Origin of the sequence: Catenuloplanes nepalensis (assembly GCF_030811575.1) — a bacterium.
Taxonomy (GTDB): Bacteria; Actinomycetota; Actinomycetes; order Mycobacteriales; family Micromonosporaceae; genus Catenuloplanes; species Catenuloplanes nepalensis.
Window position 1 is genome coordinate 8,543,767 of record NZ_JAUSRA010000001.1, and the last position, 25,861, is coordinate 8,569,627.

Annotated in this window: 24 protein-coding genes, 1 tRNA gene and 1 pseudogene; 16 read left to right on the forward strand and 10 right to left on the reverse strand. The window is 71.5% G+C overall.

Features of this window, described 5'->3' with window-relative positions:
* Positions 1-19 precede the first annotated feature (19 nt).
* Both J2S43_RS37080 and J2S43_RS42380 read right to left on the reverse strand, forming a co-directional pair.
* Complete coding sequence (locus J2S43_RS37080; protein ID WP_306837196.1) at positions 20-355, reverse strand: FAD-binding oxidoreductase; 336 nt, start codon at positions 353-355, stop codon at positions 20-22.
* 59 nt (positions 356-414) lie between these two features.
* Positions 415-600 (reverse strand): annotated as a pseudogene (locus J2S43_RS42380) (FAD-binding protein); the annotation flags it as partial.
* Positions 601-736: 136 nt separating this feature from the next.
* On the opposite strand from J2S43_RS42380, the gene J2S43_RS37085 reads away from it, so the two are divergent.
* The gene (locus tag J2S43_RS37085) at positions 737-1,366 is read left to right on the forward strand and encodes a TetR/AcrR family transcriptional regulator (protein WP_306837198.1); all 630 of its coding nucleotides are present in this window, start codon (positions 737-739) and stop codon (positions 1,364-1,366) included.
* Between the two features lie 1,113 nt (positions 1,367-2,479).
* Here the strand turns inward: J2S43_RS37085 and J2S43_RS37090 are convergent.
* The gene (locus tag J2S43_RS37090) at positions 2,480-3,733 is read right to left on the reverse strand and encodes an amino acid deaminase/aldolase (protein WP_370881710.1); all 1,254 of its coding nucleotides are present in this window, start codon (positions 3,731-3,733) and stop codon (positions 2,480-2,482) included.
* Positions 3,734-3,944: 211 nt separating this feature from the next.
* Here J2S43_RS37090 and tmk point away from each other — a divergent pair, with 211 nt between their 5' ends.
* The 8 genes from tmk to J2S43_RS37130 all read left to right on the forward strand — a co-directional run bounded on the left by tmk (position 3,945) and on the right by J2S43_RS37130 (position 10,961).
* Positions 3,945-5,936 carry a dTMP kinase gene (gene tmk, locus J2S43_RS37095; protein WP_306839712.1) on the forward strand — a complete coding sequence of 664 codons (1,992 nt, stop codon included), beginning with the start codon at positions 3,945-3,947 and terminating at the stop codon, positions 5,934-5,936.
* Positions 5,933-7,156: a DNA polymerase III subunit delta' gene (locus tag J2S43_RS37100; RefSeq protein WP_306839714.1), complete on the forward strand. Its 1,224-nt coding sequence runs from the start codon at positions 5,933-5,935 to the stop codon at positions 7,154-7,156. Before tmk ends, J2S43_RS37100 begins: the two co-directional genes overlap by 4 nt.
* 200 nt (positions 7,157-7,356) lie before the next feature.
* Positions 7,357-7,680, forward strand: coding sequence for a YbaB/EbfC family nucleoid-associated protein (locus J2S43_RS37105; RefSeq protein WP_306837203.1), 324 nt, complete (start codon positions 7,357-7,359; stop codon positions 7,678-7,680).
* 20 nt (positions 7,681-7,700) lie between these two features.
* Positions 7,701-8,000 carry a type VII secretion target gene (locus J2S43_RS37110; protein ID WP_306837206.1) on the forward strand — a complete coding sequence of 100 codons (300 nt, stop codon included), beginning with the start codon at positions 7,701-7,703 and terminating at the stop codon, positions 7,998-8,000.
* Between the two features lie 25 nt (positions 8,001-8,025).
* Positions 8,026-8,694, forward strand: a complete 669-nt coding sequence (locus J2S43_RS37115) for a hypothetical protein (RefSeq protein WP_306837208.1) — start codon at positions 8,026-8,028, stop codon at positions 8,692-8,694.
* A gap of 54 nt (positions 8,695-8,748) precedes the next feature.
* A complete protein-coding gene (locus tag J2S43_RS37120; protein WP_306837210.1) occupies positions 8,749-9,177 on the forward strand; it encodes a DUF1801 domain-containing protein in 429 nt (142 codons plus the stop codon).
* Positions 9,178-9,528: 351 nt separating this feature from the next.
* Positions 9,529-10,374, forward strand: coding sequence for a PSP1 domain-containing protein (locus J2S43_RS37125; RefSeq protein ID WP_306837212.1), 846 nt, complete (start codon positions 9,529-9,531; stop codon positions 10,372-10,374).
* A 209-nt stretch (positions 10,375-10,583) separates the two neighbouring features.
* On the forward strand, positions 10,584-10,961 hold the full coding sequence (locus J2S43_RS37130; RefSeq protein ID WP_306837214.1) for a helix-turn-helix domain-containing protein: 378 nt from the start codon (positions 10,584-10,586) through the stop codon (positions 10,959-10,961).
* Positions 10,962-10,966: 5 nt separating this feature from the next.
* Here the strand turns inward: J2S43_RS37130 and J2S43_RS37135 are convergent, their stop codons facing one another.
* Both J2S43_RS37135 and J2S43_RS37140 read right to left on the reverse strand, forming a co-directional pair.
* The gene (locus J2S43_RS37135) at positions 10,967-12,688 is read right to left on the reverse strand and encodes a metallophosphoesterase family protein (protein ID WP_306837215.1); all 1,722 of its coding nucleotides are present in this window, start codon (positions 12,686-12,688) and stop codon (positions 10,967-10,969) included.
* A gap of 45 nt (positions 12,689-12,733) precedes the next feature.
* Positions 12,734-13,231 carry a DUF2231 domain-containing protein gene (locus tag J2S43_RS37140; RefSeq protein WP_306837217.1) on the reverse strand — a complete coding sequence of 166 codons (498 nt, stop codon included), beginning with the start codon at positions 13,229-13,231 and terminating at the stop codon, positions 12,734-12,736.
* Between the two features lie 105 nt (positions 13,232-13,336).
* On the opposite strand from J2S43_RS37140, the gene J2S43_RS37145 reads away from it, so the two are divergent.
* Positions 13,337-13,579: a hypothetical protein gene (locus J2S43_RS37145; RefSeq protein WP_306837219.1), complete on the forward strand. Its 243-nt coding sequence runs from the start codon at positions 13,337-13,339 to the stop codon at positions 13,577-13,579.
* 231 nt (positions 13,580-13,810) lie between these two features.
* Here J2S43_RS37145 and J2S43_RS37150 read toward each other — a convergent pair.
* Positions 13,811-13,883 (reverse strand) — tRNA-Thr (locus J2S43_RS37150).
* A gap of 146 nt (positions 13,884-14,029) precedes the next feature.
* Between J2S43_RS37150 and J2S43_RS37155 the strand changes: the two genes are divergently transcribed.
* Complete coding sequence (locus tag J2S43_RS37155; RefSeq protein WP_306837220.1) at positions 14,030-14,593, forward strand: type 1 glutamine amidotransferase domain-containing protein; 564 nt, start codon at positions 14,030-14,032, stop codon at positions 14,591-14,593.
* Here J2S43_RS37155 and J2S43_RS37160 read toward each other — a convergent pair.
* The gene (locus tag J2S43_RS37160) at positions 14,590-16,209 is read right to left on the reverse strand and encodes a fatty acid--CoA ligase (RefSeq protein WP_306837222.1); all 1,620 of its coding nucleotides are present in this window, start codon (positions 16,207-16,209) and stop codon (positions 14,590-14,592) included. The two genes, J2S43_RS37155 and J2S43_RS37160, sit on opposite strands and share 4 nt — an antisense overlap.
* A 67-nt stretch (positions 16,210-16,276) precedes the next feature.
* On the opposite strand from J2S43_RS37160, the gene J2S43_RS37165 reads away from it, so the two are divergent.
* Together J2S43_RS37165 and J2S43_RS37170 are read left to right on the forward strand one after the other, a co-directional pair.
* Positions 16,277-16,771: an NUDIX domain-containing protein gene (locus tag J2S43_RS37165; protein ID WP_306837224.1), complete on the forward strand. Its 495-nt coding sequence runs from the start codon at positions 16,277-16,279 to the stop codon at positions 16,769-16,771.
* A gap of 37 nt (positions 16,772-16,808) precedes the next feature.
* Positions 16,809-18,065, forward strand: a complete 1,257-nt coding sequence (locus tag J2S43_RS37170) for an MFS transporter (protein WP_306839716.1) — start codon at positions 16,809-16,811, stop codon at positions 18,063-18,065.
* A 53-nt stretch (positions 18,066-18,118) separates the two neighbouring features.
* Here J2S43_RS37170 and ku read toward each other — a convergent pair whose 3' ends face one another.
* The gene (gene ku, locus J2S43_RS37175; RefSeq protein ID WP_306837226.1) at positions 18,119-19,150 is read right to left on the reverse strand and encodes a non-homologous end joining protein Ku; all 1,032 of its coding nucleotides are present in this window, start codon (positions 19,148-19,150) and stop codon (positions 18,119-18,121) included.
* Positions 19,151-19,262: 112 nt separating this feature from the next.
* On the opposite strand from ku, the gene ligD (J2S43_RS37180) reads away from it, so the two are divergent.
* Positions 19,263-20,195 carry a non-homologous end-joining DNA ligase gene (gene ligD / locus J2S43_RS37180; protein ID WP_306837227.1) on the forward strand — a complete coding sequence of 311 codons (933 nt, stop codon included), beginning with the start codon at positions 19,263-19,265 and terminating at the stop codon, positions 20,193-20,195.
* A complete protein-coding gene (ligD, locus tag J2S43_RS37185) occupies positions 20,188-21,096 on the forward strand; it encodes a non-homologous end-joining DNA ligase (RefSeq protein ID WP_306837228.1) in 909 nt (302 codons plus the stop codon). The genes ligD (J2S43_RS37180) and ligD (J2S43_RS37185) overlap by 8 nt, the downstream gene beginning before the upstream one ends.
* 25 nt (positions 21,097-21,121) lie before the next feature.
* Here the strand turns inward: ligD (J2S43_RS37185) and J2S43_RS37190 are convergent, their stop codons facing one another.
* A complete protein-coding gene (locus tag J2S43_RS37190) occupies positions 21,122-22,780 on the reverse strand; it encodes a DNA repair helicase XPB (RefSeq protein WP_306837230.1) in 1,659 nt (552 codons plus the stop codon).
* A 202-nt stretch (positions 22,781-22,982) separates the two neighbouring features.
* Here J2S43_RS37190 and J2S43_RS37195 point away from each other — a divergent pair, with 202 nt between their 5' ends.
* The gene (locus J2S43_RS37195) at positions 22,983-23,324 is read left to right on the forward strand and encodes a hypothetical protein (protein ID WP_306837232.1); all 342 of its coding nucleotides are present in this window, start codon (positions 22,983-22,985) and stop codon (positions 23,322-23,324) included.
* Here the strand turns inward: J2S43_RS37195 and J2S43_RS37200 are convergent.
* The gene (locus J2S43_RS37200; RefSeq protein WP_306837234.1) at positions 23,299-25,749 is read right to left on the reverse strand and encodes a helicase-associated domain-containing protein; all 2,451 of its coding nucleotides are present in this window, start codon (positions 25,747-25,749) and stop codon (positions 23,299-23,301) included. The genes J2S43_RS37195 and J2S43_RS37200 overlap by 26 nt on opposite strands.
* Between the last annotated feature and the right edge of the window lie 112 nt (positions 25,750-25,861).

Genomic DNA, 25,861 nt, shown 5'->3' on the forward strand with positions numbered 1-25,861 from the left:
GCTAGGGCCAGCACGTCCATCAGCAGCGCGGGCGTCTCGGCGCACGCAGCACGAACGCGTCCACGCGGCGCAGCCTGACCTCGGTGATGACGCCGAGCGCGCCGAGGCCGACGCGGGCCGCAGTGAACACGTCCGGGTGCTCGCCCGCGGAGCAGCGCAGTGCCTCTCCGGTGGCGGTGACCAGCGTCAGCCCTTCCACGAAGGTGGAGAGACACCCGATGGTGGCGTCGGTCCCGTGCGTACCCGTGGAGATGGCCTGGAGATCGTCTGCAGGTCGCGCCAGCCCGTCCCCCGAGAAGGTGTGGTTGAGCGCGCACGGTCGCGCGCCGGCCTGGGCGGTGACGAGCCGCGCCACCGATCGACCGTCACGATCCGGGACATTCCGCTCATGTCGACCTGGACGTCGTCCGCGATCGCGGCTGACGTGAAGGAGTGACCGCTACCCACGGGCTTGACGCGGTGCCCCTCGGCGGCGGCATCCTGGACGAGGGTGGAAACCTCGTCGGTGCTGACCGGTCTGGCTACCCGCACGGGCCTGACCTGCTGATTGCCGGCCCAGTTGGACCAGGCGGGGATCGGTGCCGGTGCGGTGCGGGTCATCGCGGCCCTCAGGGGTGACACCTGACGTGAATTGAATTCATATCAGCATGGAGACGGAGAGTAAACACTTTGCGGCTTCTCGCTCGTTAAGCCGAGTAACCTTTGTTTTCTCTCTGCCGAAAGGGAGTTGCGACGCGTGTCGACAACAGCTGTCACCGCCGGACCCCTACGCCGCGTGCCCGTTCAGGGGCGCAGCGTAGCGAGGGTTCAGCGCATGCTCGACGCCTGTGCCGAGCTTGTCGACGAGGTCGGATACGAGGGACTGACCACGACCCTGCTCGCCGAACGTGCCGAAGTGGCGATCGGCTCGGTCTATCAGTTCTTCCCGGACAAGCGGGCCATCGTGCAGGCACTCGCCCTGCGCAACATGGAGGCCTACCTCGAGCGACTGTCCGCCCGGTTCGCCGCCGGCAATCTCGCCCACTGGTGGGACGGGGTGGACGCCGCGATAGACGAGTTCATCGGCATGCACCGCACCGTCGCCGGCTTCCGGACGCTGCACTTCGGCGACGTCGTCGACGTGCACCTGCTGGACGAGGAGCGCGACAACAACGTGGTCATCGCCAACCGGATCGCCGAGGTGCTGCACGAGCAGTTCGCGGTCGCGGACACGCCCAAGCTGCGGTTCGCCCTGGAGATCGCGGTCACCACGGCCGACTCTCTGATCAAACTCGCGTTCCGCCGCGACCCGGACGGTGACGCGCAGATCATCCAGGAGTCCAAGACCCTGATCCGCGACTATCTCCAGACACACGTCGGCGTCTGACAGAACCGAAACCGGGCGGGGGTACGACCACAGCCGCACCCCCGCCGTCGAGCCGATCACGGTCGAGATCCGAAACCGATGGTCCCGCTTCCGGCGTGGAAGCTCTGGGCGTGCTCCCGGGAACTCGCCGGCTCCGCTCCGGACGTCGCGCCGGAGCCGGTCCGGCTGCCGCGATCACCCCCAGCGACCTCCGTCGACTGTCTGTGATGCCGCGCGACGCGCCGCTGCGTACCTGTGCAAGGGCTGGGCGGAACCTGAGCAACACCGTCGGCCCACGGGACTTTCACGACGATCTCACCGAGATTTCGGGCGCTCCGCGCCCGAAATCTCGTCCTTCAACCCTATGGCGACCTGGTGTAGTCTGGCCTGCTCCGGTGTCCCGAAATGTCGTCTCCTGGTGGCGTCCCCACTTACCGCGCAGGCACTCTGATGCACCAAGCACGTTATGCGCGACCCATGCGGTGCTCCACGAGGCTTATTCAGCGGGGCGAGCCGACGCCGCGTCGCCGCAGGCCAGCGCTGTTGGTGCGTAACGTGTTGAATAACCCTCCACGTATCTTCAAGCATCCGATCATTAATCGATCGGGTGTTAGATCAACGCACACGGACGCCGCTGAATGCCGCTCGAAGAACGTTTGCGGCATCAGTATCGGCGTTGAAGCGTACCGATGGTCGACAACGTCATCACGCCCGGCCGCGGACGGACGCGCCCCGCAAGAAGCCTGGCGACATACACGCCTGGCGACCTACGCGCCCAACGGACCCGCCGCCCCGGCGGCTGGCCCGCCGGCGACCTCGAAACCGACCGCCACCGCTCTGCCGTCAGAGCCCTTCCGGCCGGCTTTGCTCTGCTTACCTGGCGCAACTTTGTGTACCCCGCGATCGTTTCCGCAGCTCATGTCAGCGCTAAGTCGGCAGTCCGTGCAGCGCGACGTAGGGCGGCACGATCGGCTCTCGATCTTGCGGAATCCGCGGATGACTATGCGCCCGCGAAGGTAAGCAGAGCAAAGCAGGGCGGAATCCAATCGACGGAGTCGCACGCCCCCGCGAAGTTTGCCCGCGGGAGCCCGCCCAGAGCCGCCACGCCGGCAGCGGGAATATCGTTCTCAGGTTTCAGCCCAGGAAGGCGTGGCCCTCACCGCGGTATGTCGGGACGGATGCCGTGATCCGGTCGCCCTCGATCAGGTGAAGTTCGTTGACGTGCTCGCAGAGTTCGCCGGCCTTGGCGTGACGGAACCAGACGCGGTCGCCGGGGTGGAGAGCGGCGGCGGCGGGGCCGGTGAGCGGGGTCTGGACCTCGCCGGGGCCCTCCGTGCCGACGTAACCGAGGCCCTCGGGCAGCCAGGGGAGCGGCAGCCGGCTCTTGGCCGCGGGGCCGGACGCGACCCAGCCGCCGCCGAGCACGGTGGCGATGCCGTCGGCGGGACGGCGGACGATGGAGAGGCCGAAGAACGCGGCCGGTGCCGGGCGCCAGGCGCGGTAGGCGTCGAACAGCGCGGGGCCGTAGAGGCCGGAGCCGGCGGTGACCTCGGTGACGGCCGGGTCCTGCGCGGTGGTCGCGACGCTGCCGGTGCCGCCGCCGTTGACGAACTCCAGGTCGGCCAGCTCGCGGACTGCGGCGACCGCGGCCATCCGCCGGGGGAGCAGTTCGGTGCCGGAGCGCCTCTGCATGGCGCGGATGATCAGTCCGCGGGCGGCCTGCCGTGGGGGCGCGTCGCCGAGGCCGGCGATCTGTGCCTCGTAGGCCATCAGCCCGACCAGCCGGAAGCCCTTGCGCCGGGCGACGTGCTCCGCGAACCGGCCGGCCTGGGCTGCGGAGTGCACCGGGGAGCGCCGCACGCCCACGTGCAGGCGCCCGCCGAGCGGCCGCCAGGACGCGTCCAGGTCGAGGCAGATGCGGATCTCCTCACGGCTCCCGGGTGCGGCCACCGCGTCCATCAGGTCGAGCTGGGCCGGGCTATCCGCCATGATCGAGATGGCGGTGGCGAGCTTCGGGTCGGAGCCCAGCTCCGCGAGCGCGGACCGGCTGACGGTCGGATAGGCGCACAGGACGTCCTCGCTCACGCCGGAGCGCACCAGCCAGATCGCCTCGGGCAGCGTGTACGCCATCACGCCCTCCCAGCCGGGCCGGCGCAGCACCCGGGACAGCAGCGCGCGGCAGCGCACGGACTTCGCGGCGACCCTGATCGGCTTGCCGGCCGCGCGGCTGGTCAGCGCGTCCGCGTTGGCGTCGAACGCGGAGAGGTCGACCACGCCGACCGGGGGATCGAGGTGGGCGGTGGCACGGTCGAGCCGGGCACGCAGTGCGTCGCGGTCCGTGGGAGGCACGTGCGTACCGTATCGGGACAGGCCGGACAACGCGAGCATCCTTCACGTCTCGATCGGGGGAGATCAGGGGAAACTGGGGGCAGGGGTGAAAAGGGGCCGCGGCTAGAGTGTTCTGCCGGGGGCGCCCAGCGAGGGGCCGGCACGCGGAGGTACGGCCATCGAGACTCAGGCGAGCGGACAGGTTGACCTGTCCGGCATGAAGGCGCTGCGGTCGGTCATGCGCATCCGGCCGTTCCGGCGTCTCTGGATCGTGCTCGGTGTCGCCTCGCTCGGTGACTGGCTCGGCCTGCTGGCCACCGCGATCTTCGCGTCCGCACAGGTCACCGGCTCGGCCGCGAAGGGCCTGGTGTTCGGCTCCACGATCGCGGTGCGGCTGCTCCCGGCGCTGGTGCTCGGCCCGGTGGCCGGCGTGCTGGCCGACCGGTTCGACCGCCGCCTGACCATGGTCGTCTGCGACCTCTTCCGCTTCCTGCTGTTCCTCTCCATCCCGCTGACCGCGCTGGTGGTGGACAACCCGGGCATCATCGTGACCTGGGCCGCGATAGCCACGTTCCTGATCGAGGCGATCACGCTGATCTGGATCCCGGCCAAGGAGGCCGCGGTCCCGAACCTGATCCCGCGCGCCCGGCTGGAGATCTCCAACCAGCTCTCCCTGATCACGACGTACGGGATCACGCCGGTGATCGCGGCGCTCAGCCTCTCCGCGCTGGACGCGATCGTCCGCTCCGGCGCGGTGCCGCAGCCGCCGGAGTGGGGCGGGCCCGCGCAGCTGGCCCTCTACTTCAACGGGTTCTCCCGGCTCGCACTCGCGGCCGTGGTCTTCTTCGGCATCAAGGAGATCAGCGGCCGCGGCGACCGGCGCGAGCAGCAGGACCAGGGCATGCTCCGCCAGTTCGCCGAGGGCTGGAGGTACGTCGGCAAGACCCCGATGGTCCGCGGCCTGGTGCTCGGCATCCTCGGCGCGTTCGGCGGCGGCGGCATCGTGATCGGCACCGCCCGGTTCTTCACCGCCTCGCTCGGTGCCGGCGACGCCGCGTTCTACCTGCTCTTCGGCACGCTCTTCATCGGTCTCGGCGCCGGCATCGGCCTCGGCCCGGTGATCATCCGGGATCTGTCCCGGCGCCGCTGGTTCGGCATGAGCATCGTGCTGGCCGCCGGCTCGGTGATGTTCCTGGCCTTCGCGATCCACCTGGCCATGGCGATCCTGGGCGCGCTGCTGGTCGGCGCGGGTGCGGGCATGGCGTTCCTGGCCGGCACCACGCTGCTCGGCGGCGAGATCGGCGACGACGTGCGCGGCCGGGTCTTCGCCGTGGTCAACACCGGCACCCGGATGATCCTGATGATCGCGATCGCGCTCTCCGGCGTGATCGTCGGTGCCGGCGGCTCCCGGCGCGTGGAGATCGCCGGGGTGAGCGTCTCGTTCTCCTCCACCCGCGCGCTGCTGCTGGTCGCGGGCGCGGTCGGGATCGTCGCCGGGATAAGCGCGTTCCGGCAGATGGACGACAAGCGTGGCGTGCCGCTGCTGGCCGACCTGTGGGGCTCGATGCGCGGCCGTCCGCTCTCCGCGGCCGAGCCACGGCACGCCGCCGGACTCTTCGTGGTCTTCGAGGGCGGCGAGGGCGCGGGCAAGTCCACGCAGGTCAAGGCGCTCGCCGAGGCGCTGCGCGGGCACGGCCGGGCCGTGGTGGTCACGCGCGAGCCGGGCGCCACCGACATCGGTGCGGAGATCCGCAACCTGGTGCTGCACGGCTCGCCGCCGTCGCCGCGCGCGGAGGCGCTGCTCTACGCGGCCGACCGCGCCCACCACGTCGCCACCGTGGTCCGGCCGGCGCTGGGCCGGGGCGAGGTGGTGATCAGCGATCGGTATGTCGACTCGTCGCTGGCATACCAGGGCGCCGGCCGTACGCTGCCGGTCGAGGAGATCTCCTGGCTGTCCTCGTGGGCGACCGGCGGGCTCAAGCCGGACCTGGTGGTGCTGCTGGACGTGGACCCGAGCGTGGGGCTCGGCCGGGTGTCCGGCCGCGGCGAGGGCACCGACCGGCTGGAGAGCGAGGCGACCGCGTTCCACGAGCGGGTGCGGTACGCGTTCCTCGATCTCGCCGCCGCCGACCCCCGCCGCTACCTGGTGCTGGACGCGTCCCGTGCGCCGGACGAGCTCTCCGGCGAGATCATGGAGCGGGTGCTGGGCATGGCCCAGGAGCACGACGAGCCGGCGGTCACGGCGGAGAGGAGCGCCGCCTGATGGACGTCTTCGCGGCACTGATCGGCCAGGACTCGGCCACGGTCACGTTCCGGCGCGCGGCCGCCGAGGCGGACGCGCTGGTCAAGGCCGGCCGAGGCCTGGGCAACGAGGAGAAGGCCGAGACCGGCACCCGCACCGGCGCGATGACACACGCCTGGATCGTCACCGGCCCGCCCGGCTCCGGCCGGCTGGAGGCCGCGCGCGCGTTCGCGGCCGCGCTGCAGTGCCGCACCGGCACCGGCTGCGGCGAGTGCGACGGCTGCCACACCACGCTGGCCGGCACACACGCGGACGTGCGGATGGTGGTTCCGTCGGGGCTGTCCATCCTCGTGAGCGAGATGCGCGCGCTGGTGCTGCGCGCCGCCACGGCCCCGTCCGGCGGCCGGTGGCAGGTGGTGGTGATCAGCGACGCGGACCGGCTCACCGAGGGCGCCGGCAACGCGCTGCTGAAGGCGATCGAGGAGCCCTCGCCCCGCACCGTCTTCCTGCTCTGCACGCCGTCCACCCACCCGGACGACATCTCGGTGACCATCCGTTCCCGCTGCCGCGTGGTGCCACTGGTGCAGGCGCGCCCGGAGGCGCTGGCCGCCGCGCTGACCGCCCAGCGGGGCGTGGCGGTGGACGTGGCCGAGTGGGCCGCCTCGGCCGCGCAGGGCGACGTGGAGCTGGCCCGGCGGCTCGCCGAGGACCCGGAGGTGCGCAAGCGGCGCGAGGCCGTGCTCGCGGTGCCACGCAAGCTGACCAGTGTCGGCGCGGCGTTCGACGCGGCGTCCGCGCTGATCGAGGCCGCGGAGGCGGAGGCGGCCGCGCTGGTCGCGGAGCTGGACAGCACGGAACGGTCCGACCTGGAGCGCGCGCTGGGCGCGGGCGGCACCGGCCGGGGTGCGTCCGGTGCCATCCGGGGCGCCGCCGGTCAGATCAAGGAGCTGGAGAAGCGGCAGAAGTCGCGGGCCACCCGCGCGCAGCGGGACGCGCTGGACCGCGCGCTGGTCGACCTGGCCGGCTTCTACCGCGACGTGCTGACCGCGCAGTTCGGCGCGCCGGTCCGCCCGGTGCACGGTGACACCGCGGCGGGCGTGCGGGCCGCGGCCGGCAAGTGGACGGCGGAGAGCACGTTGCGCCGGCTGGAGGCGGTGCTCGGCTGCCGCGAGGCGATCACGCTGAACGTCAAGCCGCGGATCGCGGTGGAGGCGATGATGCTGTCGTTGTGGAAGGGCTGATTCCCATCCACGAGATTTTCATTCTTCGATGGGTTCGCTGCCGGAGGGATTACATCGGCGGCCGTTGACCGGTAGTGTGCTCAGCCGTAACGGAGGGCACACATCGAGCCATTCTCGACCTGGCCCGTGCGGCTGGCCGACGCGTCGCCGGCCCGTGGTCCGAGTGCCAGGGTGAGAGCTCATCGGTGAGGGAGCCGTGCATGCCCCGCGAGATCGACGAGGCGTGGGTCGACGAGGCCATCGCGCGCTATCGCCGAATCCAGACCGCGCAGGCCGAGTTCGACCGGGCCGCGGCGATGGTGGCGGTGACCGTCCGCTCCTCGGACGGCACGGTGGAAGTCGACGTCACCGCGTCCGGTGTGATCACGGACGTGCGCGTTCTCGGCGCACTGCACGGCCGCACCGGCCGCGAGCTGTCCGAGGCGGTCACGGCCGCGGTCACCGCCGCGACCGAGGCCGCACGCTGGGCCCGGGAGAAACTTCGCGCCGAGGCCTTCGCGGACTACCCGTCCCTCGCGGACTGACCTACCTCAGGGAGCCACGGATGGAAAGCATGCGTGAGGCCGCCGATCGACTCGACGGCGCCGCGTCGACGCTGGACTCGGCGTACCGGAAGCTTGTCGACCTGGAGGCCCCGGCCTGGATCGGCGCGGACGCCCCCGGCCGCCTCGGCGAACTGCACCGCTCGCTGCGCAGCCAGTGGACGCGCGTGGTGGAGGGGCACGCCCGGGAGGCCGCGTCCACCGCGGCCCGCCTCGCCGGCGCGGCCGAGTCGTTGCGCATCGCGGCGTCCGCGTACGCCGAGACCGACCACGCCACCGCCGGCCAATTCCGCGACCGCTAACCGATTTATCGAGGCATTTCCTGAGATGGACCAGCTGGACGCGCTCGCCGAGCCCGCCGCCGACCTGCTGCACCGGGTCGACGACGCGCTCCACACCCACGGCGCCCCTACCGAGCATCGCCTCTGGCCGCTGCTGCGCCGCCTCGGCGCGCTCACGCTCCCGTCGGTCGAGGCGATCGCCGCGCTGAGGCCCGCGCCGCTGCTCGCCGCGGGCGCGTCACTGCGCCAGATCGCCCGGGAGTACGGGGAGGCGCGCGACACCATCGGCACGCCGCAGGACTGGGAGGGTGCGGGCGCGCAGGCGTTCGAGCGGTACCGGGCCGGGCTCGCCGACCACCTGGCCGGCGGCGGCGCCAGCCTGGCCGGTCACCTGGCGGCCACCGCGGACTACACGGCCGCGCTCGACGCGTGGATCGCATCGTCCCGGACCGCGCTCGCCTCGGTCCTGGCCGCGTCGCTGGCCTCCGCGGAGGCGGTCAGTCTGGTCGCTGCCGTTCCGGACGACGAGCTGACGACCGCCACCGCGGCTGCGGAGATCGCGGCGCGGGTGCTCGGCGTGGTCGCGGAGATCGTCGAGGCCGGCGAGGCGCTGCACGCGGAGTGGACGGAACGGCTGGCCGGCATCGGCTACCGCGAGCCGGCCGACGAGCCGTTGCCGCCGCCGGACAGCGGGGTGCTGCGGGCCCGCTACTGATCGCTGTGCGAGTTTGTGTGACAACGCACCGGCGTCCGTCCTACGGTGGGCGGCATGGCTGAGCCGAAGACCCAGCGGAACGCGACCAGCGTGCCCGGTTTCCTCGCGTCCGTCACCGACGCCCGGCGGCGCGAGGACGCGGAGACCGCCTGCGCGCTCATCGCCGACGTGACCGGCGCGGAACCGGTCATGTGGGGGTCCAGCATCGTCGGCTTCGGCGCCTACCGCTACGAGTACGCGTCCGGCCGCAGCGGCGACTGGCCGGCGGTCGGTTTCTCGCCCCGGCGCGCGGCGCTGACGTTCTACCTGATGCCCGGCTTCGATGGATATGACGAGATTGTGGCGCGACTGGGTCCGCACTCGGCCGGCAAGTCCTGCCTCTACGTCAAGCGACTCGCGGACGTCGACGGCGAGGCGCTGCGCGAACTGATCGCGGGCGCGTTCCGGCACGTCGACGGCCGGACCCTGACATCGGAATCCTGATCCTCCGCTTTCCGGTCTGGCCACTTCCCATGCTTCTGCGGACGGTCTCCCTGCCGGATCCGAGGGTGTTCGCGCAAACCCACGCCGTGGTTGGCGGCGGCGTCGCGAGCCGGGTGGCCGGTGCCAAGAGCCGCTTCCGGCCGCGACGCCGCCGCCGTCCTCCTGCACCCCCCGCAGGATCTGTGGACACCTGCGCAACTGTGCGGCGCCGGTTTCCGGCACGGCCCCCGCGTGTGTCCTGACTGGATGGACGATCGCATTCGACCGACAGTCTTGAATGGTTCGATGCGGGGCAAATCAGCGCGCAGCGGGCCACTCCCCGATGGCCGTCCCGCGACGTAGGGTGAAGGGATGGGGATGCTGTGTGCGGTGAGTTTCAACCGTTATGGGCGCCTGTATTACCTGGATCCGGGCGATCTGCGCCCCGTCGTGGGTGACAAGGTGCTGGTGCCCACGGACGACGGGCCCGAGGTCGCCGAGTGCGTCTGGGCCGCGCAGTGGGTCACCGAGGAGACCGACGGCTTCCCCCGGCTGGCCGGCCTGGCGACGGAGGAGGACCTCAAGCGCGACGAGGCCCAGCGCCGCCGCAAGGCCGAGGCCAAGGTCGCCGCGAAGCGCCTGATCCGCGAGCACGACCTGCCGATGAAGGTGGTGGCGATCGACCACGTGCTGGAGTCCACCGGCGGCAACGGCGGCGCGCGCACCACGATCTACTTCACCGCGCCGCACCGTGTCGACTTCCGCTCGCTGGTTCGCGACCTCGGCGCCACCCTGCACTGCCGCGTCGAGCTGCGTCAGCTCTCCGCCCGCGACTCCGCCCGCGTGCAGGGCGGCATCGGCTCCTGCGGCCGCGACCTGTGCTGCGCCACGTTCCTCACCGACTTCGAGCCGGTCACCATCCGGATGGCCAAGGACCAGGAGCTCCCGCTCAACCCGCTACGCATCTCCGGCGCCTGCGGCCGCCTGATGTGCTGCCTGAAGTACGAACACCCGCTGTACCAGAAGTTCCAGGCCACCGCGCCCGCGGTCGGCACCCGGGTCAGCACCGACCACGGCGACGGCAAGGTCGTCGGCCACAGCGTTCCCCGGGATGAGGTCGTCGTCCGCCTCGATGCCGACGGCTCCCGCTGCTCCTGCTCACGGGCGTCGGTCTGCGGTCCGCGCCAGGCGCACGACGCGGCGTACCCGCAGGCCTGAGCGGTTTAGCGATCATGGTGATTTCGGTCACCATGATCCGCCCTGTCGGTATGCTGTTGATGCTATATTCTCGGGCGCGGAGATTGACTGGTCCAGAAGCTTCGACGCCTGGCTCGACGAGCTCGAGGGCGACATCTTCTACGACAGCGTCGGCCACCGGGCAGACCAGGTGATATCGGCATTCATCAGGGAGGCCGCGGGAGGCAGGAATGACTGATCAGCAACCGGCGCCGGAGCCGGAGGGCTTCGTCGGGACGTCGGCGGCGCGGGTCCGACTGGCGAGGCTCAAGGCCAGAAAGGGCGCGCCGGAGCGGGTCGACCGCATCCGCGCCGAGATGGCCGACGCCGACCGGGAATACGCGGAGAATCTCGCGTCCATCCGGAAGGCGGCCGACCTCACCCAGGTCGAGCTCGCCAAGCTGATGGGCGTCGCGCAGTCCGAGATCAGCCGGATCGAGAGCCGCCCCGACATGCTGCTCTCCACCCTCGCCAACTACCTGACCGCGGCGGGGGCGACCCGCTCCCGCGTCGTGGTCACCATCGGCGGCCAGGAAGTTGAGATCGACCTGACCGCCATCGTCGGCTGACCGGCTCAGATCCTGATCGGCTGGTCCTCAGCGAGGTGCGGCCGCAGCGGCGTGGCCGGGACGATCCAGGGGGAGTGCTCGGGTGCGTCCGGGGCGGCGGTCCAGCGGCGGTTCACGCGGCGCAGAGCGATGGGATAGACCGTGAGCGCGCCGTCCGGGGCGATGTGCATGCGGAGGAACGACTTGGAGTCGTCGATGCCCTGGCCGGCGAAGAGTTCGTTGACGTTGACGGTGAGGAAGTTGGCGATCACCAGGTAGAGGGCGAGCAACTCGGCGCCGAGGAAGCCGGCGACCGGGCCGTAGATGATCGCGGCCGTGACGACCTGCCACTCCCAGGTGGACAGCGGGCTGCTCAGCCACGCCCAGGTGCCGAGCGCGCCCACCGACAGGTGTGCCAGGCCGTGGGCTATGCCGATCAGCCAGTGTTTGGCGTACCCCTTATGGCCGATCTTTGGGGGTTTGGCGAACGCGATCGTGGCACCCAGCACGAAGAAGAGCATCAGGCCCAGCGGCAGCGTCAGGAGCTGCGGTGAGGACTCCTCGCCTCGCACGGCACCGCTCATGGTGAGCATCAGCATCGAGTGCACGATGCCGATGAGGGTGGCGAACCCGGGGTTGTTGCGCGGCAGGCGCCAGAAGATCCCCGGGATGTACGCGCGGGATTCCTTCACCGTGGGGAACCGGCCCTTGATCGCGTAGTCGCGCGGCACGCTGGCGTTCCGGACCAGCGTGTCGTGCGGCGGCACCGTGATCGTCTCGGGCAGCGAGTGCGTCGCGACCAGGTAGGCGCCGCCGCCTCCGCAGGTGATCAGCTCGCGGTCCGCGCCGGAGTAGCGCGCGTAGTGGTGCAGGTCGCCGCTGACCATCAGGCGCACCTGCGCGCCGGTCGGCGCCAGCACCTTGCGCACGAAGTAGTCGACGGAGTCGTACGCGCCCGGCCGGTCCGCGGCCTTGACCCAGGTCGGCGCCGGCACCGCCAGGATGATCCGGTCCTCCGGCCGGATCCGGTCCGCCACGTCCTGGAAGTACTCCAGCTGTGGATCGTCGATGTAGGACCCGGCCTGCTCGTCCAGGCCCAGCAGCCACCACCCGTGCGGCAGCTTCACCGCGAAGTAGGAGCGGCGCTGCTCGGTCCGCCAGCCGCCGAACTCCGCGTCCCGCCGCCGCGCGAACAGCCGCAGGAAGGCGGTGAGCCCGTCGTACCAGTCGTGGTTGCCCGGCACCGCGAACAGCGTCGGCTGGACGCCGTCCGGCGGCGCGACCGGCATCGCGGCCTCGTAGGGGCCCTTCGACCGGTTCTCGTAGGCCTCACCGCTCGCGGTCGGATACACCTGGTCGCCGCCCATCACCAGCAGCCGGCCGCGCGGCAGCGGCCGGTCCACGCCGTCCGGCCGCAGCTCCGGCTGCGCCAGCAGATACGCGATCGAGTACGTGGAGTCGAACCCGTCGCCCAGGTCGGCCACGTAGTCGATCCACAGCTCGTCGGCGTCACTGTGGTCGTGGCTGGGCGCCGGGCCGAGCGCGATCTGCATCTCGCGCTTGTCCAGATAGGCGCCGAACAGATGGGCCAGCAGGGTACGCAGACCCGCGTTGACCAGCAGCAGCGGCGCCAGCCAGGGCACCGGCGCCTGCGGGGTGAAGCCGAGCTCGCGCGGGTCGAGGGACGCGGGACGGCGCCGGACGCGAAGCTGCGCCTCCGCCGGCACCTCGGTGGGATCGACGGTCACGATCCGAATCTAGCGGGGATTGTCGACGATCACTCGATGAGGAGATCAGCGGGCGGTCATGAACGCGCCGATCGCCTGCACCGCGCGGCTCCGCAACGTCGCCGGCCGCGCCTCGCCGTCGGCCGGCACGCCCTCCACCAGCTCGCCCGCGAGCCACGCCGCGACCGCGCCGAGCAGCAGGATCAACAGCTCGACCGCCACCAGCATCGCGCCCGCGGCCCGCTCCGGGTCACCGACCCGGACCAGCCACACCACCGCGAACATGGCCAGCACGCCGCCGTTGATCAGCCCGTGCGCGATCGCCACCCGCCGCGCCCGCGTGCCGGGCTGCAGGAAGAGCAGATCGGCGATGCCGGCCAGCCCCGCGATCGCCGCGCCGAACAGTCCGCCGACCACCTGCCAGTAACCGGCCATCGCCAGCAGCGACGGCCCACCCATCAGGTGGAAGAGATCGAAGATGATTCCGGTCACGAACAGGCCCATCGGAAGCATGAACAGCATCAGGTGGACCGAGTGCCCCGAGACCTTGAGTCGGCTCTCCACGATCGTCACCCGCTCCCACATCGCCCAGCGCGTCGTCGGGAGGTTCGGTACCCGGGCCTATATATACCAAAACAACGACCGTATGTGACAGGACGCGCACGGAAGATGGCAGGCCGCGTAGTCGCGGTCCGGCACGCCGTGCTCCAGCACACCGAGGCGTACCGGGCCGCGTGTGAGCAGATCGCCGGCGGGTTCGTCGACCACCGCCCGATCCTGACCGAGGCCATGCAGGACGGCACTTCGATGGCCTACGCCCTGGCGGCGCTGCACGGCACGGGCTACCGGGTCGACCTGGAATTCTGGGACGGCGAGGCGGAGTCCTGCTGCCCACCGAACCAGGGCCGGTAACCGGCCCTTGCTGAGGAGTCGCGATGCTCGTGCAGTGGCTGATCGGCAGCGGCCACACCCCCGCGGCGGCCGAGGCGTGGCGTCGCGAGGCGGGCGGGAGGCTGGCTGAGCCGCTGTGTCCTCAGCGTTGTCCCCAGATCGTGATCTTTCGATGAGGGGCCGTCGTTGGCGCGTGCACCGCATATGACGAAGCCCCTGGTCACCGAGGTGACCAGGGGCTTCGCACTGCCGAGCCGCCTGACGGAATCGAACCGTCGACCTTGTTATTACGAGTAACACGCTCTACCGACTGAGCTAAGGCGGCAACGCCCACTCAATATACGTCACGCCTGGAGCCGCCCGACACCGAGATCCCCCGGGGCGTGTCGGGGCAGGTCACATGCGGGTGTGGTTTCGGGTGGGGAGGGTCGGGAAAGCCGGGGGCGAAGCCGAACGGAAGGGATGGGCGAGATGAGTGGGGTGCTGGAAGGCAAGCGGGTCGCGTTCCTGGCGACGGACGGCGTGGAGGAGGTCGAGTACACGCAGCCACGGCAGGCGGTGATCGATGCCGGCGGCGTGGTCGAGCTGGTGTCGATCAAGTCCGGTGAGATCCAGTCGATGGACCACATGGACAAGTCGAAGACGTACCCGGTGGACAAGGTGGTGACGGACGCCGGCGAGCAGGAGTACGACGCGCTGGTGCTGCCGGGCGGCGTGGCGAACCCGGATTTCCTGCGCGCGGACCCGGACGCGGTCCGGTTCGTGCGGTCGTTCTTCGACGCGCACAAGCCGGTCGCGGCCATCTGTCACGGGCCGTGGACGCTGGTCGAGGCGGGCGTGGTGGACGGGCGCACGCTGACGTCCTGGCCGAGCCTGCGCACCGACCTGGCGAACGCGGGCGCGACCTGGGTCGACGAGGAGGTCTACGTCGACAACGGATTGGTGACCAGCCGCAACCCGGACGACCTGCCGGCCTTCTGCACGAAGATGGTCGAGGCGATCGCCGAGGGCCCACACGTCCGCCAGCACGCCTAGGGAAGGGTCGAGACGGGCAGTGCGCCGTCGGCGTACGACGAGCGCACCTGCTTCTTGTCGAACTTGCCGACCGACGTCTTCGGGACCTCGGGGATGAACGCCCACCGCTCCGGCAGCTGCCACTTCGCCACCCGTGACGACAGGAACTCGCGCAGCTCCGTGGCGGTGGCGGACGTGCCGTCGCGGAGCACGACGGTGGCGAACGGGCGTTCTCCCCAGCGGTCGTCGGGCACGCCGACCACGCACGCCTCCAGCACGGCCGGGTGCGCCATCAGGTGGTTCTCCAGCTCGACCGAGGAGATCCACTCGCCGCCGGACTTGATCACGTCCTTGGCGCGGTCGGTGAGCGTGAGGAACCCCTCGGCGGAGAGCGTGCCGACGTCGCCGGTGCGCAGCCAGCCGTCCCGGAACTTCTCCGGGTCCGGCCGGTCCTCGCCGAGGTATCCGGCGGTGACCCACGGGCCGCGGACCTCCAGCTCGCCGACCGACTCGCCGTCGGACGGCACCACCTCGCCGAGCGGGCCGACGATCCGGGCCGCCACGCCGGCCGGGACGCGTCCCTGCGTGTACCGGTAGGGCCACGGGTCGACGCCGGCCGGCGGGCGGGACATCGAGCCGAGCGGGGACGTCTCGGTCATGCCCCAGGCGTGCACGATGGCGATCCCGTATCGCTCCTGGAACGCGTGCATCAGCGCGGGCGGGCAGGCCGACCCGCCGACGATCACCTCGGTCATCGAGGAGACGTCCGTCGGAGAGGCGTCCAGGTGGGCGAGCAGGTCGGTCCAGATGGTCGGCACGGCCGCGGCCTTGGTCGGGCGCTCTGCCGCGATCATCGGCGCGATCGCGGCACCGGCCATGAACCGGTCCGGCATGACCAGCGACGCGCCGGACATGAAGCACGCGTACGGCAGGCCCCAGGACATGGCGTGGAACATCGGCACGATCGCGAGCATGGTGTCGTGCGTGCTCAGCCCGAACGACTCCGGCGTGCACACCTGCATGGAGTGCAGCCAGATCGAGCGGTGTGAGTAGGCCACGCCCTTCGGGTTGCCGGTGGTCCCGGAGGTGTAGCAGAGCGCGGCGGCGTCCTGCTCGTCCAGGTCGGGCCAGTCATAGCCGGAGGGCCGCCCGGCCAGCAGGTCCGACCAGGAGTGCACCTGCCACGGCCCGGCCGGGACCGCGGCGGCCGAGCCGTTGACCACCACGTGCTCGACCGTCTTCAGCGCCGGCAGCACCCGGGCCAGCAGCGGCACCAGCGTCTCGTCGACCAGGATCACCCGGTCCTCCGCGTGGTTCGCGATGTAGGTCAGCTGCTCCGGGAACAGCCGCAGGTTGAGCGTGTGCAGCACCGCGCCCATGCTCGGCACCGCGTAGTAGGCCGTGAGGTGCTCCGCGTTGTTCCACATGAACGTGGCGACGCGCTGGTCGCCGGTGACGCCGAGCTCGTCGCGCAGCGCGTGCGCGAGCCGGGCCGCGTCCGCACCCACCTGGGTGTACGTCGTCCGGCGGGAGCCGGCGCCGGTCCAGGTGGCCACGGTCGCGCGGCCGTGCACGGTGCTGCCGTGCTCGAGCAGCCGGGAGACGAGCAACGGATTCGCCATCATCGTGCTACGCATGCGCACCAACGTTAGGTGACCGGGGTCACAGTGCGGAAGGGTTCGGGCGCTGTGAAAAACTGCGGTCATGGTCAGCATTCCGTGGGCGGACTCGTACATGGGCCAGATTCGCGAGCTGGCCGGCGATCGGGTCCTGATGTTCATCGCGGCGCGTGCGGTGCTGCGCGACGATCGGGGCCGGGTGCTGCTGATCCAGCGGTCCGACAACGGGCACTGGGCGCTGCCGGCCGGTGCGATGGAGCTGGGTGAGTCGATCGTCGACTGCGCGATCCGCGAGGTGCGGGAGGAGACCGGGCTGCACGCGCGCCGGGTCACGCCGTACGCGATGTACTCCGGCGCGGACTACACGTTCACGAACATGTGGGGTCACACGTACCAGCACTTCGTCACCGGCTTCCGGGTCGACGAGTGGGACGGTGAGTTGCAGCGCGTGACGGACGAGAGCCTCGACGCGATGTGGTTCGACCTCGCGGAACCGCCGTTCCCGGTCCCGGGCACGGTCGCGCGCACGCTGGACGACCTGGCCGAGTTCGAGCGGACCGGGAATCTGGTAATGAGGTAGCCGCCTTTCGCAAGATCAGGCAGCATGCCGGTACGTGATGGACCTGTCCCCGCTGCGGATCTCGCGCGACTTCCGGCTGATCTTCTCGGCGTCCACGGTCTCGGGTCTCGGCTCGTACATCAGCCTCATCACGATCCCGTACCAGGTCGCGCAGATGACCGACGACCCGCTGATGGTCGGTCTGCTCGGCGTGGCCGAGCTGGTGCCGCTGATCTTCATGTCGTTCGTCGGCGGCGCGCTCGCCGACTACGTCGACCGGCGGCGGCTGGTGCTGATCAGCGAGGCGGCACTCGCCGGGCTGGCCCTGGTGCTGCTGCTCAACTCGCTGCTGGCGGACGCGCACCTGTGGGTGCTGTTCCTGGTCGCCGGGCTGGCCGCCGCGTTCGAGGGCGTCCAGCGCCCGGCGTTCGAGGGCACGATCCCACGCGTGGTGCCGCTGGAGAAGCTGCCCGCGGCGATCGCGCTGAACTCGCTCAGCAGCCAGGTCCGGCAGCTCGCCGGCCCGGGCCTGGCCGGCGTGCTGATGGCGACCGTGGACCTGCACTGGGTCTACGCGTTCGACCTGCTCACCTTCGTGGTCTCGCTGGCCTGCCTGTGGCTGGTCAAGGCCGTGCCCCCGCCGCCCGCCGCGGAACGCCCGTCGACCCGGTCCGTGGTGACCGGTATCCGGTACGCGCGCAGCCGCCCCGAGCTGCTCGGCACGTACCTGGTCGACATCAACGCGATGTTCTTCGCCATGCCGTCCGCGCTCTACCCGTTCATGGCCGACGACCTCGGCGGCCCGGAGGTGCTGGGCCTGCTCTACGCCGCACCCGCGATCGGGTCGATGCTGGCCTCGCTCACGTCCGGCTGGACCGGGCGGATCCACCGGCACGGCCTGATGGTGGTGCTGGCCGCCGGTGCCTGGGGCGTCGGCATCATCGGCGCCGGCCTGGCGAACGAGCTGTGGCTGGTGGTGGCGTGCCTGGCGTTCGCCGGCGCGGCGGACATGATCTCCGGCGTGTTCCGGATGACCATCTGGGGGCAGACCATCCCGGACCACCTGCGCGGGCGGCTGGCCGGGATCGAGATGATCTCGTACTCGGTCGGCCCGCTGCTCGGCGGCACGCGTGCCGGCCTGGTCGCGCGGGTCACCGGCGTGAGCGGCTCGATCGTCACCGGCGGCATCCTGTGCGTGCTCGGCACGATCGCGCTCGCGGCCGCGCTGCCGTCCTTCCTGCGGTACGACGGCCGTGACGGCCTGGAACGCAAGCGCGCGGCCGACCGGGAGTGGGCGGAGCGCTCCACCACCTGACCGGACGGCCGCTTCGCCAACCCCAAACCCGAGACCCCGCGTGGGTACGGCGTTCAGGAGGCCTTCTTCGCGGCACTCCTGGACGCCGTGGTCTTCTTCGCAGCCGACGCCGTCTTCTTCGCCGCGGTGGTCTTCTTCGCGGGCGTCGCGGTCTTCTTCGCCGGAGCCGCCTTCTTGGCAGGGGCCGCCTCATCGTCGGTCTTCTTCGCGGCCGTCTTCGTCGCGGCGGAGCCCGAGGAGGTTTTCTTCGCGGCGGGGGCGGCTTTCTTCGTACCCTCGCTGGTCGTGGGTTGTGGGTCTGATTCGCCGCGAGCCGCGCGGGCCCGTTCGACCGATGCGCGCAACGCGGCCATCAGGTCGGTCGCGGCCGGCGCCGCCTCCTCTTCCTCCTCCGGCGCGACGATCTCCCGGCCCTCGACCTTGGCGTCGATGACCTCCTGCAGCGCGGCCCGGTAGTTATCGCTGTACGTCTCCGGGTCGAAGTCCGCGGCCATCGAGTCGATCAGCGAGGACGCCATCGCCAGCTCGGCCGGGCGGACCTCGATGTCGTCGTCGAGGAAGCCGAACTCGGGCGCACGCACCTCGTCCGGCCAGAGCATCGTGTTGAGCAGCAGCACGTCGTCGTGGACGCGCAGCGTGGCGAGCTGCTCGCGCTGACGCAGCGCCACCTTGACGATCGCCACCCGGTCCGCGTCGCCGAGCGCCTCGCGCAGCAGCACGTAGGGCTTGGTCGCGGCGCCGTCCGGCTCCAGGTAGTAGGCCTTGTTGTAGAGGATCGGGTCGACCTGCTCGGCCGGCACGAACTCCAGCACCTCGATCGCGCGCGAGGTGGAGAGCGGCAGCTCCGCGAAGTCGTCGTCGGTCAGCACCACCATCTCGCCGCCGCCGATGTCGTAACCCTTGGCGATGTCGTCGAACTTCACTTCTTCGCCGTCGACGGAGCAGACCCGTTTGTACTTGATCCGGCCACCGTCCTCCCGGTGCACCTGATGGAACCGGATGTCCTTCTCCTCGGTGGCCGAGAAGAGCCGCACCGCGATCGACACCAGGCCGAACGAGACGGCTCCCTTCCAGATAGCCCGCATGGTCGCTCCCTAGGCTTGAGCAGCCGGAACCCCCGCCCGACATTTGGCCCGGTAACTACGAGGATCGCACTGATGTGACCATCGCGCGAGGTTTTGCGGCTAGCCTGACCCAATGGCGGCCGGGCCACGCCCGATGCTGGCCACGTCGGGCGAGCTGCCCGCCGGTGCCGGCTGGGCGTTCGAGTTCAAGTGGGACGGCGTTCGCGCGCTCGCCGACGCCGCCGGGGGCGCACTGCGTCTCGCGGCCCGGTCCGGCACGGACATCACGGTCGCCTATCCGGAGCTGGCGCCGCTCGGCGGGCTGCTCGGCGACGCGCTGCTGGACGGCGAGATCGTGGTGCTCAGCGACGGCCGCCCGTCGTTCCAGCTCCTCGCGGAGCGGATGCACGTGCGCGACCGGGCCCGTGCGGCGCGGCTCGCGGTGACCCGGCCGATCACCTACATGGTCTTCGACCTGCTCCGGCAGGACGGCGAGGACCTGACCGGCCTGCCGTACGCGGAGCGGCGCGCACGGCTGGAGGCGCTGCTGTCCGACGGGCCGCGCTGGGCCGTGCCGCCGACGTTCCCGGACGGGCCGGTCACGCAGGCCGTGGCGGAGGAGAACCGGCTGGAGGGCGTGGTCGCGAAGCGGCTCACCTCGGTCTACCTGCCGGGCACCCGCTCGCCCGACTGGATCAAAATCAAGATGGACCTGACCGGCGACTTCGTGATCGGTGGCTGGCGGCCGGGGGTGCGCCGGATCGGCGGCCTGCTGGTCGGCGTGCCGGGGCCGGACGGCCGGCTGCTGTTCCGTGGCCGGGTCGGCGGCGGCATCGGCGCGGCCACCGAACGGGCGCTGCTGGCGTTGCTGGAGCCGCTGGTGACCGCGACATCGCCTTTTCTGGACGTGCCGCGCGAGGATGCCCGCGGCGCGATCTGGGTAGATCCGACGCAGGTGGTCGAAATCAAGTACGGCCAGCGCACGCTCGACGCCCGCCTGCGTTTTCCCCGATTTTTGCGTTTACGTCCCGATAAATCGCCCGGGGAGGTGACTGACGATGCCTAGCCGGATGGTGGTCGAGGTGGACGGCCGCGAGGTGGAGCTCTCCAACCTCGACAAGGTGCTCTACCCGGACGCCGGCTTCACCAAGGCCGAGGTGATCGACTACTACACCCGGGTCGCGCCCGCGCTGCTGCCGCACCTGCGCGGCCGCCCGCTGACCCGGATCCGCTACCCGAACGGCGTCGGCGGCCAGTTCTTCTTCGAGAAGAACAAGCCCGGGGGGACGCCGTCATGGGTGCACACCGAGACGCTGCCGGTCCCGGGCTCCACCCATGGCCGGGAGAACATCGACTTCGTGGTCGTCGACGATCTGCCCACGCTGGTCTGGTGCGCGAACATCGCCTCGCTGGAGCTGCACACGCCGCAGTGGCGGGTCGGTGCCGACCCGGATCTGCTGGTGGTCGACCTGGACCCGGGTGCACCGGCCGGCCTGCGCGAATGCTGCGCGGTCGCGGTGCTGATGCGCGACCGGCTCGGCCAGGACGGGATCGCCTGTTACCCGAAGACGTCCGGCAAGAAGGGCATGCAGCTCTGCTGCCCGGTCGCCGGAACCCAGAACGCCGAGATCATCAGCGGGTACGCGAAGCGCGTCGCCGAGGAGCTGGCGCGCGCGGTCCCGGGCGGCATCACCGCGAGGATGGCGAAGCAGCTGCGACCCGGCAAGATCTTCATCGACTGGAGTCAGAACAACGCGTTCAAGACCACGGTCGCGCCCTACTCGCTGCGCGCGCTGTCCACCCCGACCGCGTCCGCGCCGCTCACCTGGGACGAGGTCGAGTCGGTGGCGTGCGGCGACGCGGAGGCCCGGCAGCTCACGCCGTCCGAGGTGCTGGCCCGCCTGGACTCCGACGGCGACCTGCTGGCCCCGCTGATCGCCGGCGGCCCCGAGGTCCCCGTTCCGTGATCGGGGACCCCGGGGGTGGGGAGACCTAGAACTCCGGCAGCTTCGGGCCGAGGATGTCGTCCGCGTCCGTGATCGTGTACGCGTAGCCCTGCTCGGCCAGGAACCGCTGCCGGTGCGCGGCATATTCGGTGTCGATCGTGTCCCGGGACACCACGGTGTAGAAGTGCGCCTGCCGCCCGTCCGCCTTCGGCCGGAGCACCCGGCCCAGCCGCTGAGCCTCCTCCTGCCGCGAACCGAACGTGCCGGACACCTGGATCGCCACCGCCGCCTCCGGCAGGTCGATCGAGAAGTTGCCGACCTTCGAGATCACCAGCGTGGAGATCTCCCCGGCCCGGAACGCGTCGAACAGCCGCTCGCGCTCCTTGTTCGTCGTGGAGCCCTGCACGATCGGCGCGTCCAGGAACTCGCCGAGCTGGTGCAGCTGATCGATGTAACCGCCGATCACCAGCTTCTGGTCGTCCGGGTGCCGCTCCAGCAGCGCCTTCACCACCGGCAGCTTGGTCCGCGCGGTCGCGGCCATCCGGTAGCGCTCCTCCGCCTCCGCGGTCGCGTAACTCATCCGCTCCGCGTCGGTCAGCGTGACCCGGACCTCCATGCACTCGGCCGGCGCGATCCAGCCCTGCGCCTCGATGTCCTTCCACGGCGCGTCGTACCGCTTCGGGCCGATCAGCGAGAAGACGTCGCCCTCCCGGCCGTCCTCGCGGACCAGCGTGGCGGTCAGGCCCAGCCGGCGGCGCGCCTGGAGGTCCGCGGTGAACCGGAAGATCGGCGCCGGGAGCAGGTGCACCTCGTCGTAGACGACCAGGCCCCAGTCCCGCGCGGAGAACAGGTCCAGGTGCGTGAACGCGCCGTTCCGCCGGGACGTGAGCACCTGGTACGTCGCGATGGTGACCGGGCGGATCTCCTTGCGCTCCCCGCTGTACTCCCCGATCTCCTCCTCGGTCAGCGAGGTGCGCGCGATCAGCTCCCGCTTCCACTGCCGGCCCGCGACCGTGTTGGTCACCAGGATCAGCGTGGTCGCCTTCGCCTCCGCCATCGCAGCCGCGCCGACCAGCGTCTTGCCCGCGCCGCAGGGCAGCACCACCACGCCCGAGCCGCCGGCCCAGAACGTGTCGACCGCCTCGCGCTGGTAGTTGCGCAGCGTCCAGCCGTCCTGTGCCAGGTCGATCTGGTGGGCCTCGCCGTCCACGTAACCCGCGAGGTCCTCGGCCGGCCAGCCCAGCTTGAGCAGTGCCTGCTTCAGCCGGCCGCGCTCGGACGGATGCACCACGATGGTGTCGTCGTCGACCTTCGCGCCGAGCATGCCGGCCAGTTTCTTCGACTTCGCGACCTCGATCAGCACGATCCGGTCCAGCGCGTGCAGCGTCAGGCCGTGCTGCGGGTGGTTGACCAGCTGAAGCCGGCCGTACCGGTCCATGGTCTCGGCCACGTCCACCAGCAGCGCGTGCGGTACGGGGTAGCGGGAGAAGCGGATGAGCGCGTCCACCACCGCCTCCGCGTCGTGCCCGGCGGCCCGCGCGTTCCACAGGCCCAGCGGCGTCAACCGGTACGTGTGCACGTGCTCCGGCGAACGCTCCAACTCGGCGAACGGCGCGATCGCGATCCGGCACGCTTGCGCGTCCTTGTGATCGACCTCCAGCAGCAGGGTCTTGTCCGATTGCACGATCAGTGGTCCATCGGCCACAGCTGTGACTCCCTCCGCACCCCGACTCGGGCGACCATCCAGTCTGTCACGCGATCGGGCCGGCCGTGGAATCCGCGTGCAACCGGTCACCGCCCGAAGGCGTCTCCTCAAGGTGGGTGACGCGCGTTCGTGTGATCAACGGGGGCGAGCGCGCGTCTTCCACCTGTCCCCCGCAGGCACGTAGGTGTCACTCTCGATATGGGTGCTCACCTATGCGGGGGTGGTCATGGATCCTGACGACGCGACTCCGGTGTCCCGGGCGGCCGTGGTGGGTTACACCCTGCTCGGCCTGGTGCTGTTCGGCTGGTTCCTGCACGGCCTGTTCATCGAGCGCCAGGGATTCGTCGACTCGATGGGCGAGTCCCTGGGCTCCGCCGTCACCGCCTTGGTGATCGTTTCGGTAGTGGCCTCCTTCAGAGCCTCGGGTCGTCGCTCCGCTCCTCCGGCTCGGGCGCCCTCGGACGTCGTCTCGCCGAAGGCGAAGGGAGCACCTTCGAGGAAACGACGACGTCGCGCCCTCACGAAGGCAGAACCGCCGCCGTGATCCGGTGCAGCGCCATCGTGTGCAGCATCTCCGTGCGCTCGTCCTCCGCGCGCAGATAGCCCGCGCCGATCGAGACCGGCCGGACCAGGCGGGTGGCGGTGGCGCCGTGCGCGTCGACGTATCCGACCCAGACCAGCGCCTTGTCCCGGACCGCCTGCTGGAGCACGGCGAGCGCCTGCGTGTGCGCCTGGCCCTCCGCGTCCCGGACCGTCGACGGCGCCCGCCGTGCGGCCCGGGCCGCCGCGTCGCCGCGCCGGATCTGCTCGACGAGGCCGAGCAGGCGCGGACGGGTCAGCCGGGACGCGATCAGCGAGTCCGACGCGGTCGCGGCCAGGGTGCCCCGCGCGGCCGCCCGCTTCGCCTTCGGCCGGTTCAGCACGGTGGCGCCGGACGCGTCCTCCGGCACCGGTGCGTACCCCGCCTCGCGCAGCGCGGGCAGCAGCCGGCCCGGCGCGTACGGGCTGCACAGCACGGTCGGAGCCAGCCGGCGCAACGCCAGCGCGGCCAGCCGCCGGTCCGCCAGCGCCTCGGCCAGCAGCGACTCGTCGTCGCTGCGCAGGTACGCCCCGGCCGTACCCACGCGCAGCCCGCCGTGCTTGCGCGCCACGTCGTCCACCAGGTAGGTCAGCGACTGCGGCACCGGCGTGCGGGACCGCCGCGTGAACAACCGGTGCAGCTCGTCCGCGGAGTAGCCGGCGTCCAGCGCACGCCGGATGCTCGCCGTGGTCAGCCGGTGCACGCTCGCGCCGCCCGCGGACTCGTGCTCGGCCACCGTCTCCAGCTCCGCGGCCAGCTCCGGCTCCGGCGGGCCGGGCACCACCACGGACAGGTCCGCCTGGATCAGCACGTGGTCGACCGGCGCGGGCAGCAGGCCGTCCAGCGCGCGCACCACCTCCGGGTCGCCCGGCTCGCGGTCCGCCTCCGCGCGCAGGCCCAGCGGATCGCCGGCGATCGCCGCGTCCCGGGCCGCCGCGGACGACTCCTCCCCGACCAGCAGCCGGCCGAACGAGGTCAGCGCGCCCAGCCCGGTCACGCCCAGCTCCGCCGCCTCGGCCAGCGCCAGGTGCGTCGAGCCCTCCCAGCCCCGGGTGCGCCGCGGCGACCGCCACACCATGATCGACAGGATCTCGTCGCCGGTCGGCGCCGCGCCCGGCTCCAGCCCGGCCAGCACCTCCAGCACCACCCGCCGGTTCGCGGGCGCGCCCAGGCGCTCGCCGTCCGTGGAGAGCGCGTTGAGCGGCTTGTCGCGCTCGTCGCGCTGGCCCGGCTGGACCACCTGGCGCGGCATGGCCAGCCAGGCACCCGCCAGATCGGTCCAGCGCCGGGCCAGGGACGTCGCGCGCCACACGTCGTAGGCCGCGGTCGGCAGCCAGATCATCTCGCCGGGCGGGCCGCCCACCCGGCGACTCTTCGCGGTGGCCGCCTCCGCGTCGCCGAGCAGACCGGCCGCCAACGCCACCTCCAGCAGCAGGATCGACGTGCCCTCGTCGACACCGGCCGCCTTGGCCAGCCGGCGGATCTCGCGCACGCCCAGCCCACCGGCGCGCAGCACGGCCGGCGGCTCGGCCGCGACCGCCTCCAGCAGCGCCTCCACCCGGCGCACCGTCTCCATCGCCTGACCCGCGCCCGCGGAGTCCGCGGCCTTCGGGTCCCGGCCGAGCGGCGTGATCGCCGGCGGGTGCGGGCGCAGCACGCCGAGCGGGCCGGTGTCCCGGCGCAGCAGCAGGCCGATCTCGCGGGGCAACTCCACCGTCTCCGCCGAGACCGGCACCAGCAGCCCGGCCTCGACCAGCCGGCGCACCGGGCCGCCCGGCTCGTCCGCGGCGTCGTCGCCGGGGTCGGCGTCTGCCATCCCGATCGAGGAGCCCGGCGTCACCCCGGCCAGCGCGGCCGCGGAGACCGTGCCCACCGGCGGGCCCGCGGCCAGCCGGTCCAGCACCGCACGGGCCGACGGGGACAGAGCCAGCACGGCCCGCCGCAGCTTCGCCGGGTCCGCGCAGAGCGCCTCGGTCCGCGCGTTCAGGTCCGCGGCCGGCCGGCCCAGACCCGCGGGGTACGGCGAGGAGACGTCGTCCAGCGCGGGCGTCAGCTCCAGCGCGTCGTCGTCGCCGTAGATCAGGAACAGCGCGCGCAGTTCGGCCAGGGCGTCCCGCGCCTCGGCCGTGCCCGCGGCCATGGTCAGGATCGCCGCGACCGAGGTGTGCCCGTCCGGGTCGCGAGTCAGCCGGGCCGCGTCCAGGATCAGCAGCGAGAACTGGGTGAGCCCCTCCAGCGCCCGCGCGGTCGACACGCGCGACTGCGCGCGGGCGGCGAGCGCGGAGACGTCCACGGGGACGGGCACGGTCAGATCCGGGCGACGGCGGAGCAGGTCGCTCAGCTCGTCGTCCGTACGGGAGCGCAGGTGGTCCGCGAGTGAGGTGGTCATCGTCCTTCAACGCTATCCGGCCGCGCCCGGCGCTGGAGATCCATGGGACGATGATCCCCGGACGAGGACCCGGTGGGAACATTCTCATCGGTTGCATCACCGACAGCTAGGG